Annotated in this window: 14 protein-coding genes and 1 riboswitch; all 14 genes read left to right on the top strand. The window is 46.7% G+C overall.

Going from position 1 to position 15,278, the window contains the following annotated elements; genetic code table 11:
- Positions 1-23 precede the first annotated feature (23 nt).
- Positions 24-1,406 (top strand): branched-chain amino acid transporter BcaP, encoded by a 1,383-nt coding sequence (locus JRJ22_RS14580; protein WP_206100250.1) that lies wholly within the window; start codon positions 24-26, stop codon positions 1,404-1,406.
- Between the two features lie 26 nt (positions 1,407-1,432).
- Positions 1,433-2,728 (top strand): VPS10 domain-containing protein, encoded by a 1,296-nt coding sequence (locus JRJ22_RS14575; RefSeq protein WP_206100249.1) that lies wholly within the window; start codon positions 1,433-1,435, stop codon positions 2,726-2,728.
- A 121-nt stretch (positions 2,729-2,849) separates the two neighbouring features.
- Positions 2,850-3,482 (top strand): pyridoxamine 5'-phosphate oxidase family protein, encoded by a 633-nt coding sequence (locus JRJ22_RS14570; RefSeq protein ID WP_206100248.1) that lies wholly within the window; start codon positions 2,850-2,852, stop codon positions 3,480-3,482.
- 164 nt (positions 3,483-3,646) lie between these two features.
- Complete coding sequence (locus tag JRJ22_RS14565; RefSeq protein WP_167347614.1) at positions 3,647-3,823, top strand: hypothetical protein; 177 nt, start codon at positions 3,647-3,649, stop codon at positions 3,821-3,823.
- 227 nt (positions 3,824-4,050) lie between these two features.
- Positions 4,051-4,443 carry a DUF2500 domain-containing protein gene (locus tag JRJ22_RS14560; protein WP_206105139.1) on the top strand — a complete coding sequence of 131 codons (393 nt, stop codon included), beginning with the start codon at positions 4,051-4,053 and terminating at the stop codon, positions 4,441-4,443.
- A 147-nt stretch (positions 4,444-4,590) separates the two neighbouring features.
- Positions 4,591-5,346: an SDR family NAD(P)-dependent oxidoreductase gene (locus JRJ22_RS14555; RefSeq protein ID WP_206100247.1), complete on the top strand. Its 756-nt coding sequence runs from the start codon at positions 4,591-4,593 to the stop codon at positions 5,344-5,346.
- Positions 5,347-5,464: 118 nt separating this feature from the next.
- Positions 5,465-5,887 carry a cell wall hydrolase gene (locus JRJ22_RS14550; protein ID WP_206100246.1) on the top strand — a complete coding sequence of 141 codons (423 nt, stop codon included), beginning with the start codon at positions 5,465-5,467 and terminating at the stop codon, positions 5,885-5,887.
- Positions 5,888-5,976: 89 nt separating this feature from the next.
- Positions 5,977-6,474 (top strand): spore coat protein GerQ, encoded by a 498-nt coding sequence (gene gerQ / locus JRJ22_RS14545; protein WP_206100245.1) that lies wholly within the window; start codon positions 5,977-5,979, stop codon positions 6,472-6,474.
- Between the two features lie 381 nt (positions 6,475-6,855).
- Complete coding sequence (locus JRJ22_RS14540; RefSeq protein WP_206100244.1) at positions 6,856-8,172, top strand: hemolysin family protein; 1,317 nt, start codon at positions 6,856-6,858, stop codon at positions 8,170-8,172.
- 227 nt (positions 8,173-8,399) lie between these two features.
- Positions 8,400-10,316: an ATP-binding protein gene (locus JRJ22_RS14535; protein ID WP_206100243.1), complete on the top strand. Its 1,917-nt coding sequence runs from the start codon at positions 8,400-8,402 to the stop codon at positions 10,314-10,316.
- 94 nt (positions 10,317-10,410) lie between these two features.
- Positions 10,411-11,166: a DsbA family protein gene (locus JRJ22_RS14530; RefSeq protein WP_232380845.1), complete on the top strand. Its 756-nt coding sequence runs from the start codon at positions 10,411-10,413 to the stop codon at positions 11,164-11,166.
- On the top strand, positions 11,166-11,597 hold the full coding sequence (locus tag JRJ22_RS14525; protein ID WP_206105137.1) for a disulfide oxidoreductase: 432 nt from the start codon (positions 11,166-11,168) through the stop codon (positions 11,595-11,597). The genes JRJ22_RS14530 and JRJ22_RS14525 overlap by 1 nt, the downstream gene beginning before the upstream one ends.
- 228 nt (positions 11,598-11,825) lie before the next feature.
- A riboswitch (cyclic di-AMP (ydaO/yuaA leader) is annotated at positions 11,826-11,983 on the top strand.
- Positions 11,984-12,107: 124 nt separating this feature from the next.
- Positions 12,108-13,925, top strand: coding sequence for an APC family permease (locus JRJ22_RS14520; RefSeq protein WP_206100242.1), 1,818 nt, complete (start codon positions 12,108-12,110; stop codon positions 13,923-13,925).
- A gap of 211 nt (positions 13,926-14,136) precedes the next feature.
- Entirely contained in the window at positions 14,137-15,159 is a 1,023-nt protein-coding gene (locus JRJ22_RS14515; protein ID WP_206100241.1) for an iron-hydroxamate ABC transporter substrate-binding protein, read from the top strand.
- Positions 15,160-15,278: the final 119 nt, after the last annotated feature.

Genomic DNA, 15,278 nt, shown 5'->3' with positions numbered 1-15,278 from the left:
TATCGATAGGAGAGAGAAGTAGTATGGATTTATTCCGCAAAAAACCGCTGGTTGCACCTCTTAGTGACAATGCCGGCAACCTCAGCAAAACCTTAGGGGCATTTGATCTCACTACACTCGGTGTAGGAGCGATTATAGGCACCGGCATTTTTGTTATGACAGGAGTTGCAGCTGCACAGCATGCCGGGCCCGGACTGGTATTATCCTTTGTACTGGCCGGATTCGCCTGTGTGCTTTCAGCACTCTGTTATTCAGAGTTCGCCTCTACACTTCCGGTATCCGGGAGCGCTTATGCTTACAGCTATGTTTCTTTTGGCGAACTGCTGGCCTGGATCCTGGGCTGGGATCTGGTACTCGAATATGGAGTTGCGGCTGCGGCGGTTAGCAGCGGTTGGTCCGGGTATTTCCAGGGACTCCTGGATGGTTTCGGAGTACATTTGCCCACAGCGCTCTCCGGGGCTTATAATGCGGACAAAGGAACTTTTATTAATTTACCCGCTGTGATTATTATTTTGCTAATTTCTTATTTATTAACCCGCGGGGTCAAAGAAACAGCCCGGTTCAATGCTATTATGGTTGTCATTAAGTTATCTGTGGTGCTTCTGTTCATCTTTACCGGCGTGTTCTACGTGAAACCGGAAAACTGGACACCATTTCTTCCGTTTGGCTTCCAAGGGGTTGTGAATGGGGCAGCCACCGTATTTTTTGCCTATATCGGCTTTGATGCCCTGTCAACTGCAGCTGAGGAGGTCAAACGTCCGCAGCGGGATTTACCGATTGGTATTATTTCTTCGCTTGCGATCTGTACGGTTCTCTATATTACTGTTTCCCTGGTACTGACCGGTATTGTTCCCTACCAGAGCCTGAATGTAAGTGATCCGGTTTCCTTCGCATTGCGTTTCGTAAATCAGAATACGATTGCCGGATTAATCTCAATTGGCGCTATTGCCGGTATGACAACGGTTCTGCTCGTATTGCTGTTTGGCCAGACCCGGCTCTTGTTTGCCATCTCACGGGACGGGCTGCTGCCGGAGATTTTATCCAAGGTCAATGCGAAGACTCATACACCTGTACGCAGCACCTGGGTGGTCGGAGGGATTATCGCGGTATTGACCGGCTTTGTCCCACTCGACCGGCTGGCTAATCTGACCAGTATCGGTACACTCTTTGCGTTTCTGGTCGTATCACTCGGTGTTATTGTGCTGCGCCGGACTCACCCAGACCTTAAAAGAGGCTTTAGAGTACCATGGGTACCGTTCATCCCACTGCTAAGTGCAGCAGCCTGCGGGTATTTGATGTATAATTTGGGCAGAGAGACTTGGATCGGCTTTATCCTTTGGCTGATTATCGGCCTGCTGATTTATTGGCTGTACGGATACAAACACAGTAAGTTGAATCGAAAATAATCAAGATACGAAAAGGGGAGAGAGTCTTGTCATCCGAAACAACAGGCTTCAAGCTTCTGAGAACAGCGATTGCTTTTCTCATGATCCTGCTGATCCTCTCGGCCTGCTCTTCATCCCCGGTGCCTGAGCCATCCCAGCCCCCACAGCCGACGGAAGCGCCGGAAGAGGGGCAGACGATAACCCTGATTACACCTGGTGATGCCAAGAACGTGACGAATGATAGTGCACCTAAATATCAAATTCAGACCCGGCTGACTGATTTCCGGCTGTTGAATCCATCGGTGGGTCTGGCCTGGGGCGTCACCAAAAATGAGCTGCGGATCTATATGACCAGGGATAACGGCGGGACATGGGCTAATATATCACCGTCTGCCAATGTGCAGTTCCTGTCCAATCCGGTTTACGGCGAAGAGATTTTTTTCACGGATCCGAGTAACGGCTGGATTATCCGCAGCGCATTTGGCATGACAGAGACAGTGGTGCTGCGTACAAAAGATGGCGGCCGGAGCTGGAAAGTGTCTTCCTTTCCTGATTCTAATACCATATCATCTATTTATTTTAATTCCCCGCAGACCGGCTGGCTGATGACCTCCTGGGATGCGAATGCCACCAAGGAGAGCAAGGCTTTGTACGTTACAGCGGACGGCGGAGCAACCTGGAATATGGTAATGCAGAACGAGCAGTATAATCCGAATCTGCCTAACAATACTATTCCTATGGCAGGGGTTATCACTGGAATGATATTTAAGGATATGAACCGAGGATTTGTGACACTCCAGACGGGTGCGCTGCCCAAAATTTATATGACCAGTGATAGCGGAACAACCTGGAATCCGGGACCTGAAATTCTGGTAAATGAAGAATGGGAAGGCTGCGATAAGGTCATTACCGGAGAACCCGAGTTTTTCGGTGATGATAACACCTCCGGCTGGCTGCCGGTAGCCTGTCAAATTGATAAAAAAAACAGCGTTACCTATAATGGTTATTTTACAGCGAATGGTGGAGACAACTGGAAATTTGTGAATTTTGCACTCCGCAGCCAGACTGGAATCAACCGCCATCTTCCTCCCGTTTTTTTAAATGCCGAGGTCGGCTGGACCCTGAATGGAAATCTGATGTACAAAACAGTAAACCAGGGTTTGACATGGACGTCACTGCCTGCTAGCAGTGTACTGCAATCCAAACTGCTGGAATATCCGGAGATTGTGAAGCTCCAGTTCATCTCAGACGATGTAGGCTGGCTTCTAATCCAAAAAGAAGTGGACCGCAGATCGATTCTGCTGCAGACAACCAATGGAGGAGTCAGCTGGCGGGTGATGTAGTACTTGCGCAGATAAGAGGGCTGCACAGGCAGCCTTCTTTTTTATGCTTTCAACCGTTTACTTTCTGTGTGATATAATGGGCAGAAAAGATTCTGTATTATAAATTCATACATACGGAGTGATGACGGTGCCTGACTTTGAGATTATCCAAACGGAAGAAGAATTGCGCACTATCCTCGGGTATCCGGGAGAACTTGTTAAAAACAAAGTGATTGATATTCTCGACGGGCATTGCCGGCAGTTTATCTCCCAGTCGCCGCTGGTAATGATAGCTACTACTGATCATGAGGGACGTTGTGATGTATCTCCCAGGGGTGACGCCCCGGGATTTGTACTTGTTCTGGATGACAGACATTTAGTTATTCCTGAACGGCCGGGCAACCGGAGAATGGATTCCCTTCGAAATCTGCTATCTAATCCTAGAGCTGGTCTTATCTTTATGATACCGGGCTTGGAAGAGACTCTGCGGGTGAATGGCCGCGCATATATCGTCAAGGACGAGAAGCTGCTGCAGCAAATGGAATCCCATGGCCGCAATCCGCTTGTCGGAATTGTGATAGAAGTAGAGGAGTGCTATAGTCACTGTGCCAAGGCATTCAAGCGTTCCAGCCTCTGGAACCCTGAATCATGGATGTCTAAACAGAATCTGCCGAATATTGCCCAGATGATCGCTGATCATGTGAAGCTTCCTGGTATGAGTGCAGACAAGGTAGCGGAGTCGTTGAACGAAAGCTATACTAAAAGGTTATATTAAACCTAGCTTACCAAAAGATGATTAAGCAAAAAAAACGTATTTAAAATTTTCTTTAAAAATGTGAAAAAAATCACATGACAAACGGTGAATCCTGTGATATATTTAACACATAGAAAGCAAGTTCATTTTTTCACAAACTTTAATCCCGAAGAGGAGCGATTACAATGACAACTTTTGAAACGGATTATACGACTAGAAACCTGCTGCAATTGTGCTATAACTGCGATGATGCCCACCTGTGTGAAACCGAAGAGCAATGCAGAGCCTGCTGGGCTGAGAACGGTATGCTTCCAGTTGAAGAGAACGAAACCAAACAACTCCTTGACCTTGTACATGCTTAATATGTTAGAACAAATAGAAGATAGTAAAGACCACATATGTTCTCGAAACGGAGAACAGCGTGGTCTTTTTGTTTATGTTTCTTAGAATTGCAGCTTCCGTATCCCTGATTTTCTTTTTTATGATGCTGTATTTGCGGTTAAGGGCATATACATGTACAGAAGCAACCTGAAGAGACTCAGGGTGCAGCCGCAAGTATTTGGGGATTAAGGGGGAATAAGTCATGGGAATGGGCTCGGATCCTTCTTGGATGTTTGATCTTACCGGAACGGTGATACCGATTTTCCTCGTCGTGATGATTGGCATAGTTGCTGTATCTGCGGGCAGGGCACTGTTTCAATGGAGCCGCAACAACAGTTCACCCTTGCTGACTATCCCCGCCCGCATCGTCAGCAAACGCAGTGAAGTCCGCCAGCAGCAGCTTCAGGATGAGAGCCAGACCAGCCGGACCAGCACAACCTATTATTTAACCTATGAAGCTCAAGATGGTGCGCGGATGGAGTTTAAGGTGGACGGGATTGAATTTGGAATGAGTGCAGAAGGGGATAGAGGATTACTGACATACCAGGGAACAAGATACCATGGTTTTCAGCGGCATCCTCATTACTCTACTGCGGAATAGATCTTGTCTTCAAATAGAGCTGCTGAACTTCTAGCGTCCTGTTTACTATATAATGCATTATGCTGTACAATCCCCTTGTTTCCGCTTTTGGAACAAGGGGATATTTATATTATGGTAAGCTAACTTTTTGAAGGGAGAATCATACTCGTGAAATATGCAGATAAAACAGTTATTGTTACTGGTGCCGGTCATGGTATTGGCAGGGCAATTGCCGGAGCGTACGCTGCAGAAGGTGCAAATGTTGTTATTGCAGAGCTGAATGCAGCTCTTGGACAGGAAGCAGAGGAGGAGATCAAGCGAAGAGGCGGATCTGCGGAATTCGTAGCCTGTGATGTAAGTAAAGAAGGACAGATTATTGCCTTAGTCGCCCACACTGCCAGCAAATACGGTACTATCGATATCCTGATTAATAATGCAGGGATTGCCAATGCACACACTAAGACGCTCTACGAGCTCTCGGCGGACGAATGGGACAAGGTGCTTAATACGAATGCCCGGAGTGTTTTTCTGGCCACCCGTGAGGCAGCTAAAATCATGCGGAAGAATGCAGCAGGAGGTGCTGTTGTGAATCTGTCTTCCACCCGTTCGTTAATGTCTGAACCTAATACGGAAGCTTATGCGGCCTCCAAGGGAGCAATTACAGCCTTAACGCATGCCATGGCGGTCACATTAGGAGAGGATGGTATCACGGTGAACTGTATCAGCCCCGGCTGGATTGAGACCGGTGATTATGCGCAGCTGCGTGAGATTGACCATAAACAGCATCCTTCCGGACGGGTAGGCAGGCCGGAGGACATTGCCCGGGCCTGTCTTTATTTGACGGCGCCTGAGAATAATTTTATTACTGGCGCACAGCTAGTGATTGATGGAGGGATGACCCGTAAAATGATTTATGAACCCTAAATCACTCAAATAAAAAAGTACCGGGGAGAAATTGGGCACTGACTGTCACCTCTTAGGCGAATGCACATACAATACAGCGAGCAGTTAAGAAAAGTGGCAAGAACAAGGAGGAGAAAGCGTGGCCGTCATCAAAGCGAACTCAGAGGATGTGAAGGTGCTCGCGCGGCTTATGAGGGCTGAGGCTGAAGAGGATGGGGAATCGGGCATGCTGATGGTTGGCAATGTAGGTGTGAACCGGATTCTAGGCAATTGTCTGGACTTCAAAAACATTCGCAATGTGAATGATATGGTGTTCCAGAGTCCGGGCGGCTTCGAAGCCCCGCAGAAGGGATATTTCTATCAGCGGGCGCGGGATAGGGACATCCGCTTGGCCCGAAGAGCCGTAGGAGGCGAAAGAATCAGACCTGCATCAAATGCTTTATGGTTCTTCCGTCCTGTCGGTGACTGCCCAGCCCAGTGGTATAACCAGCAGAATAGCGGACGTTACAAAGCCCACTGCTTTTTCACCCCGACTGCTGGAGATTGCCCGGCTGTATACTAGGCAACACAGCCCGCAGGAGACAGTTGGATGGATAGGGAGTAATTCCAGAGTCTGTCTCCCAGGCTAATTACGATTAGGAGGTTTTACAAATGATAGGTCAACCTTACCGCCCCGTTACTTATATGATGGGCAGCAATGCTTCCGGTGGCATGATGCCAGCCGGGTCAATGGGAACTATGGGAACTATGGGATCAATGGGAACTATGGGAACTCCGGGTACAATGGGTACTATGGGAACTGTGCCGCCTCAAGTTACAAGCGGAAGTCCGATGACTCCGACTGGAACGGTAATGCCGACAACCGCCCCGGTCTTTGAACAATCCTATATCGAGAATATTTTCCGTCTTAACTTGGGTAAAATCGGTACTTTCTACTACACATATGAGAACAACAAAGAGTGGAATGCTAAGATATACAAAGGCGTTCTTGAAGCTGCCGGCCGTGATCACATCATTATCAGCGATCCTGCTACCGGTCAGCGGACCGTACTTCTGATGGTCAATTTCGATTACGCAACCTTCGATGAACCGCTTGTTTACCAATATCCAGGGGTCATAGGCAATCCGCCAACCCGCAACTGGCGTTAATTGACTTCTGCTTCCTATCCATAGAAAACAATCCAAAGAAACAGCAGAACCCCTTAAAGGCGGTCTGCTGTTTCTTTAATGCTGGAGTACAAAAGTTGACGGAGCGGGCTCTGAGGATTTAACATATATATTAAAAGTTTTACGCAGGTACCTTCATTTTTATATAGATCATATTTTACAATGGTTTAGACCTGTTTTTGTACTGCGAGTAATAATATAATATTGTATATATTTATAAATTCGTGATTTCAGTCAGGAGATGAAGGCATTGGGAAATTGATTCTGAAAGGAACAGCTGACGGTATACAGGCTGACATTTTGAACAAACGAAGGAGGTGGGCCTATCCGCCCGAATGAGGAGACGGTGGATAGGAGTATAAATTGAGCGACCCTTTACCCGGTATATTACATGTAGGTCTAATTATTTTGCTTGTGCTGTTTAACGGCTTTTTTGTTTCGGTCGAGTATGCAATGGTCAAGGTACGCAGTGGCCGCATTGAATCGCTGATTGAGGAAGGCAGCAAAAGAGCGCTCGCAGCTAGAAATATTGTACACAATCTGGATGCTTATCTGTCCGCCTGCCAGCTGGGCATCACGCTTGCCTCGCTTGCTCTGGGGTGGCTTGGAGAACCTGCAGTAGCCACGATTGTGGGGCCGCTTGTAACAAGCTTAGGCTTTGGCGATGCAGCCGTTTATGTGATTTCGCTGATTATTGCCTTTATGTTTATCACGGTTCTGCATATTGTCCTTGGAGAGCTTGCTCCCAAGACCATTGCGGTGAACAAAGCGGAAGCAGTACTTCTGCTAACCTCGGGAGCCATGAATGTATTCTACCGGATCATGTATCCGTTTATTTGGATCGTGAATGGATTGGCCCGGGGATTACTTCGCATTTTCCGCTTGTCACCGGCTTCGGAGCTGGCAACAGCGCACACCGAGGAAGAGATCCGTATTATCATGCAGGAGAGCAATAAGAGCGGGCTGATCGACAATACCGAAATGACACTGGTAGACAATATCTTTGAATTTGCTGATACCATGGCACGCGAGATCATGATTCCCCGGACTGAAATGATCTGTTTGAACAGCCATCTTTCTACTGAGGAGAACCTGGAAATTGCCTTTGATGGAATGAGAACCCGTTATCCGGTCTGCGACGGCGATAAAGATCACATTCTCGGATTCATTCATATTAAGGATATGATCCGTGAGCAGGCTCCGAAGTATAATGAATTGATTCGTCCTATTCTTACGGTTCCTGAATCGATCCAGATTAGTGCGCTTCTAAAGGTAATGCAGCGTGCCAAGACTCAAATTGCTATTCTGATTGATGAGTATGGCGGTACTTCGGGTATGGTTACCCTGGAAGACATTATGGAAGAGATTGTCGGAGAGATTCAGGATGAGTTCGATGAGGAACGTCCCGGCGTTGAGAAGCTGGGGGAGGATGAATATTCTATTGATGGTCTTATGCTGATTGAGGAAATTAATGACCTGCTGGGACTTCATATGGAGACGGATGACTATGATACAATCGGCGGCTGGATGTATTCCAAGCTGGAGGTTAATCCTCCGCAAGAAGGTCAGACTGTCGAATTTGATAGCCACCTGTTTGTGGTAGAGGAGACTGACAACAAACGGATTTCCCGGATTAAACTGTTGAAGATGCAATTTTTGACGGAGGAAGCCGGAGCGTAAATTTAAATCTACATGTGGTATGGCGCTGAGCCATTGTGCTGTGCTTTTGCAGTAAATAACGTACTTGCGGAACGGATACTGTCCCTTGGGAGAGTATCCGTTTCTTTTTTTTGATGAAATTGACCATGCAATGGTCATATTTGGCCGATTCGTGCCGTTTCTTGTCGGGTAAAGGTAGTGTAAATAGTATATTTATACTTTATTGATGAAGAAAGGGGGAGGGGCGAATGCTGCATCATCAGGATCATTTTAGTGAGCTGCTGGTCCTCTTTTCCGTTGTAATAGCATTACTTACCTGTTTTGCAACCCTTGATCTGGCAGAACGGCTGGTGCGCGGAAAGCGAGGGTATCGCTTTATCCTTATAATATCCTGTATCCTGGGTACTGGGATGTGGAGTATGCATAATATCGGTATGCGGGCTATGAAACTGGAGGTCACTGTATCGTATGATCTCCCGTTGCTGCTGCTGTCCCTGGTTGTGTCCATAGCCGCGTCTTACGCGCTTCTTCTGCTCCTAAGTAGTCCTTACACACGCAGCAAGGGTTATTTGGCGTTCGGCGGTATACTATTCAGCAGTGGTATTCTCATCATGCATTTTAGCGGAATTATCTCTATGAAGTTTGCCGGTGACTATGAGCAGAGCCAGCTTTCTGTCCTGCTGGCCATTGTTTTCTCTTTAGCTGTTCCGGTAATTACTGCTTCGTACAACCCCAAATGGATTGAAAATGACTACAACATGTTCACGGCGAAAAAAATACTGCTAGTATCCGTACTGACCGCTTCCTTAACAGGGACACATTATGCTGTGATGTCAGGTGCGTCATTTCCAGCAGACGAGACCCTCAGTTATTCAAGTCCAGCTCCCTTACTGGCTGAATCGTTCCTCGGTATGATCCTTGCCGGTTCATTTATATTAATCGTATTAATCGTACTGACTCTTCTTTATAAAGACCGTAAACGGGTCCTCTTCTCGGCAAAATTCAATGAACAGCGGTATACGGCATTGTTTGAATCCAGCCCGGATATGGTGGTTTGCATCGATCCGTTCCGTAAAAAAGTCGTCAGTGCTAATCCATCATTGCGGCAAACGACCGGCTATGGAAAGGAAGAGCTTAGTGATTACAGGAAGATCCTGTGCACTCCAGACGATGAAGCCTTACTTAAGGCAGCGGTTAAGCAGGCGGTGGAAGGGCACTCTGCCAAGCTGGAACTTGCAGTGAAAATAAAAAGCGGCGGAAGACTGATCTGCAGTACTACTGTCTTTCCGCTCATCAATGACAAACAGCGTTTCGTATATATCGTTGCGGAGGATGTAACCTCTATTGTTAAGTTTCAACAGGAGCTGATTATTGCCAAGGAAGCGGCAGAAAGCGCAGACCGGATGAAAAGTGAATTTCTGGCCATCATGAGCCATGAAATCAGAACACCGCTGAACGGGATTATTGGAATTAATCAGCTTCTGGCAGAGGATATTGAGAATCCGGAACAGCAGGAAATGCTGCCGCTGCAATATAGAAGCAGTCAGGCGCTGCTTAATGTAATAAGTGATGTTCTGGATATTTCCCGTCTGGAGTCAGATGGAATGCAGCTGCGTTGTGAAACCTTCCGTCTGCCTGTATTGCTGAAAGAGTGTATAGATTTGTTTGAGGCGACCGCCAGAGAAAAGAAACTGGAGCTCCATCTGCAGGTATCAGGGGATATTCCAGAATATTTGATCGGAGACAGCTTGAGAATCCGCCAAATTATGGTGAATCTAATCGGTAATGCCGTGAAATTCACTCCGTTTGGTGAGGTGCATGTAACAGTAGAATCCTCTGGTGTGCATGAGAATAGCCAGGGATTAATATTCAGAATAAAAGATACAGGCATCGGAATTCCTCCGGACAAACTGGAGCTGCTGTTTCAGCCGTTCACCCAGCTGGATGCCTCACATAGCAGGCAGTATCAAGGTACAGGGCTGGGCCTCGCGATTTGCAAGAAGCTGATAGAGCTGATGAATGGACGGATCTGGGCAGAATCGGAGGTTGATAAAGGTACTGAGTTTATTTTGAATATCAGGCTGCCGTCCGCGGAGACAGAGCCCCGGCAATTACAGCATAAGAATGAACAGAATGGGAGGCAAATGAAACCGGAGGCCGTGTAAGCTCTAGTTTGCCAAAGTGAGAAGTTTAATTATATAATTTTAAATTATATGATTCATATCTCATGGGTCCTACAGGACAGAAAGGAACTCTCATTTGAGCCAAAACAAACGAAAAACCGCTGCGATTCCCCAAATGAGCAAACAGGAGAAACGTAAAGCAGAGCTGGAGCACCAAAAGCAGAAAACGAGAATCCTTATTGTCAGCACAATAGCTTTAGTGGTCATTATCTTTGTAGGGTTATTTATGCTTGCTGCAAAGGACAATTCCAATTCGGGTTCATCCGCCGAGCCGGTCAGTTTTAACTACAGTGAACTACCACGACTCGGAAAAGAGGATGCGCCGGTCAAAATCGTTGAATTCGGTGATTTTAAATGCCCGGCCTGCGCTCAATTCACCGGTGTCATTAAGCCGCAGATTGTACAGGAGTATGTGAATCAAGATAAGGCAGCCTTTTATTTTGTAAACATGGCCTTTATCGGACCGGATTCGACTACAGCCTCGCTCGCCGCTTTGTCTGTCTATCATCAGAACAGTGATGCATTCTGGACCTACTATGACGCTCTCTATGCCAATCAGGGCGACGAGAACAAGGAATGGGCGACCACAGACTATTTAGTGGATCTGGCCCGTAAGGAAAGCCTGCCGGTTGATTTTGATCTGCTGCGCAAAGATATTGAAGATAAGACTTATATGGATGAATTACAGACCGATATTGATCTTGCCAAAAACGCCGGAGTTAGTTCAACACCTACCGTATTTGTTAATGGAGTGATGGTTAAAGAACCGTTTAATATCGAAGCCATTGACGCTCAGATCAAAGTCGCTTCTGAAGCGGTGGATGCCGAGTGATGAAATTCTCTACCTTTTGCCGCCGCCACTGTCTGTATTTGGCCTGGTTTGTGTCCATCATTGCCGTTGCCGGCAGCTTGTACTTAAGTGAAGTCCTCAAATATGAACCCTGTAAGCTGTGCTGGTTCCAGCGTATCTTTATGTATCCGCAGCTGTTTCTGCTTGGAATTGCCACGTACCGGGGGGATAAGCGCATCATTCCCTACGTATTGCCATTAAGTATTATTGGCGGGAGTATCTCATTGTATCACTATGCCGAGCAGAAGATTCCTGCGCTGAGCAAAGTGCTTCCCTGCACCATCGGCGTTCCTTGTAATCAGGATTATATTAACTTATTGGGGTTCATTACAATTCCTTTAATGGCTCTGACAGCGTTTGTGCTGATCACAATATTGCTGTGGACCGGACGCAAGACTGATCAAATGGAATAGGCAGAGGGTAGGCTGAATTTCAAGCCTAAATTATTCCTGATTTTTCTGTCACAATTAACATCCAAAACACTCAAAAACCAAGGTAATGAGGGATAATGCAAGAGAATGAAAGATCACCTTATCCCCGATCTTGGATTTGCGTGTTTTGGATGTTTTTTCATTCTTTTTTCATTTGATTCAAAGCTTTACTGTAAATGCATTGTAGACTATCATTAGACCTTGTGAGAAGTTGAATATGCGCTGAATTTTCCGAAGGGAAAACGGGGGAACCAAACTTGGCCGTAAGGCCATTGGGGTGAATCGGAAGCGGCCAGATCGACCGCAACTGTAGGGCTACCACAGCCCGAATCCGCCAGCTAACCTCGTAAGCAAGGGTGGGATAATGACCATGCCCAGGCATGCGGATCATTTCCGTATGCTTATTTTTGTGCCTGCATTTATGAAATCCGCCTATGAAAACAGCGCACGGTACTACCGTTTCAACTCACAAAGAGAGGAACTGTTACTACAATGGTAAGCAAGGTAAAACGACTATTGATCGGGCGTCCGATGAAGTCGAACGAACTCGATCATGAAAAGTTATCCAAGGTGAAAGCACTGGCTGTCCTGTCTTCTGATGCGCTCTCGTCTGTAGCCTACGGAACGGAACAAATCCTTATTGTACTAGTGGCCGCGGGTTTCACTGCCATCTGGTACTCACTGCCAATTGCATTAGCCGTTCTGGGCTTGCTGGCCATACTTATTTTGTCTTATCGCCAGACGATCTTCGCTTACCCGCAAGGGGGCGGGGCATACATCGTGGCCAAGAGCAATCTGGGTGTTCCTACCGGTCTGTTAGCCGGAGGCTCTTTATTGGTAGATTATATTCTTACTGTTGCGGTTAGTGCCTCAGCCGGTACAGACGCGATTACATCCGCTTTTCCAGGTTTGCATGATCATTCTGTACTGATTGCGGTATCCGTTATTTTACTGTTAACAATTATCAATTTGCGCGGTGTTACGGAATCGGCTTCTTTTATAGCAATCCCGGTATATTTATTCGTAGTTTCTATCTTTGTCCTGATTGTTGCCGGAGTATTCAAATACATGACCGGCGGCGCACATGCCAATGTGCCTGAAATCGGGTCTGCTGTATCAAACGTCAGCCTGTTCCTCCTGCTTAAGGCATTCAGCTCCGGCTGTTCGGCCTTGACCGGGGTAGAAGCGGTATCGAATGCTATTCCGAACTTCAAGGCGCCTGCAGAAAAAAATGCAGCGAAAACCTTGATGATGATGGGCCTTATCCTTGGTATTATGTTTACAGGAATTACCCTTCTGGCCTACTGGTACGGAGTAGTTCCTGATGAAAAAGCAACTGTGGTTTCACAAATTGCTGAATCCACTTTCGGCCGCGGCGGTTTGTACTTCTTCATTCAAGGGATCACGGCAGTGATTTTGTTCCTGGCAGCTAATACGGCATACTCGGCATTCCCGCTGCTTGCCTTTATGTTCGCCAAAGATAAATACCTGCCCCATGCCTTTATGGTCCGCGGAGACCGGCTGGGCTTCTCGAATGGTATTATTTTCCTCGGTGTGTTATCAGCATTGCTGGTTGCTGCGTTCCACGGAAATACAGAAAGCCTGATTCCATTATATGCGGTAGGGGTATTTATCCCGTTCACTTTATCCCAGCTTGGAATGATGGTGCATTGGTATAAGGACAGACCAAAGGGCTGGCAAAATAAATTCGCTGTCAATACAGTGGGTATGCTCACAACACTTACGATTACACTGATTTTCATTATTACGAAATTTTCAAGTGTCTGGATGGCTTTCATCTTCCTGCCAGTTGTTATGATCGTATTCCACCGCATTCACGGCCATTATCTGAATACTGCAGATCAGCTGCGCATTTGTCCATCTACCGATAAACCGTGTATCAAGGGCAGTACGGTAGTGGTTCCTGTCGCTGGTGTTACACGTGCCGTGCTGCATTCGATCAGTTATGCGAAATCTTTGACCGAAAATGTGGTCGCAGTATATGTTGGTTTTGATGAAGAAGAGATTCACAAGATGGAGCAGAAGTGGGAGGAATGGAATCCGGGCGTACGCCTGATTGTCCTTCGTTCCCGTTACCGCAGCATCATCCGTCCGTTAGTGAAGTTTATCGATACGGTGGAGTGGAAGACAGCTTCGACAGATCATATTACAATACTGATTCCACAGTTTATCACTAAGCATTGGTGGCAGGCGATTCTGCATAATCAGACCAGCTTGTTCATCCGCTCGTATTTAATGAATCAAAAAGATATTGTTGTAGCGACAGTACCTTATCATTTGCACAAATAGACTGGTATATTCCAGCAGACGGCTGTTTCCGTAATTCACGGATGCAGCCGTTTTTTATTGATTTTAACCGGATCTGATCCTCAGTATACAAATGGGAAAATAAATAATATATTGACATAGATAATGAGAATCAATATCATTTAAGAAGTTAAGGCGAAGGCATTCCAAAAACCTTTGACCAAAAAGGATAAATATACAGGAGGGGTATTACATGTTTTTGTTTGATCCAAAGAAATCCGGGAGTAGGAAGCTGGTCTTGGCCGGCCTCTTGATGATGACTGTACTCTTGTCCGCTTGCGGCAATAACAACAATGGCAATGCGGCTAATTCTAGTGCTGCACCTGCGGCAACCGCTGAGACTACAACTGCCCCGGCAGAAACCGCTGCTCCGGCTGCTGAGAAGACTGTGACTGACGCCATGGGACATAAAGTAACTGTTCCGGCAAATCCACAGCGTGTGCTTGGTTCTTATCTGGAAGACTATCTGGTAACACTCGGGGTAACTCCAGTTGCCCAATGGTCCGTGTCAAATGGGATTCAGGACTACTTGTCCGATGCGCTTAAAGATGTGCCTACGATCAGCTACGATCTTCCGCTGGAGGCTGTAACCAGCTTCGCACCGGACTTCCATATCGTCCAGTCTGAAGGCAGTGTGCAGAATGGTCTTTATGATCAGCTGAACAAAATCGCGCCTACCTATGTACTGGGCGATGAGATCAGTAAGGACTGGCGTAAAACGCTGCTTACCATCGGTGACCTACTGAACAAGACTCCTGAGGCTGAACAAGCGATTGCTGAATATGACCAGAAGGCTGCTGAGGCTAAGGAAAAAATCACAGCATCATTCGGTGGTGACAAATCCGTTGCCATTCTGTGGCTGGTGCAAAAGAGCTTCTTTATTGTGGATGAAACACGCAGCAGTGGCGCTGTATTATACGGCGACCTTGGCTTGAAGCTTCCTAACCTTGTAACAGAGATTCCGGCTGACTCCAGAGCGACCTGGAATCCTATCTCACTAGAGAAACTGGCTGAACTGTCTGCTGATCATATTTTCCTTGTAAACAGTGATAAAACAGAGGCATCAGAAATTCTGAACGGACCCATCTGGAAGGGGATTCCTGCCGTTAAGGCAGGAAATGTTACCGAGCTCAGTGCATCCGGCAGCTGGCTCTACAGTGGTGCTTATGCTAACTCCAAAACGATTGATGATGTGCTTAGCGCACTTGTAAAATAAGTGAGCTGAAAATTTCTTTGGCCGCCCGAGAAATGTGCAGGTTCTTATACCTTCGGGTATAAGGCCTGCATCTTTTTTTGGAGCATTGTGAAAAAAAGAACAAAATTTTCAAGAGATCC

The sequence above is a fragment of the Paenibacillus tianjinensis genome, assembly GCF_017086365.1.
Lineage (GTDB): Bacteria > Bacillota > Bacilli > Paenibacillales > Paenibacillaceae > Paenibacillus_AQ > Paenibacillus_AQ tianjinensis.
The sequence above is the reverse complement of the archived record's forward strand: the minus strand, read 5'-3'. Positions and strand labels throughout refer to the sequence as shown.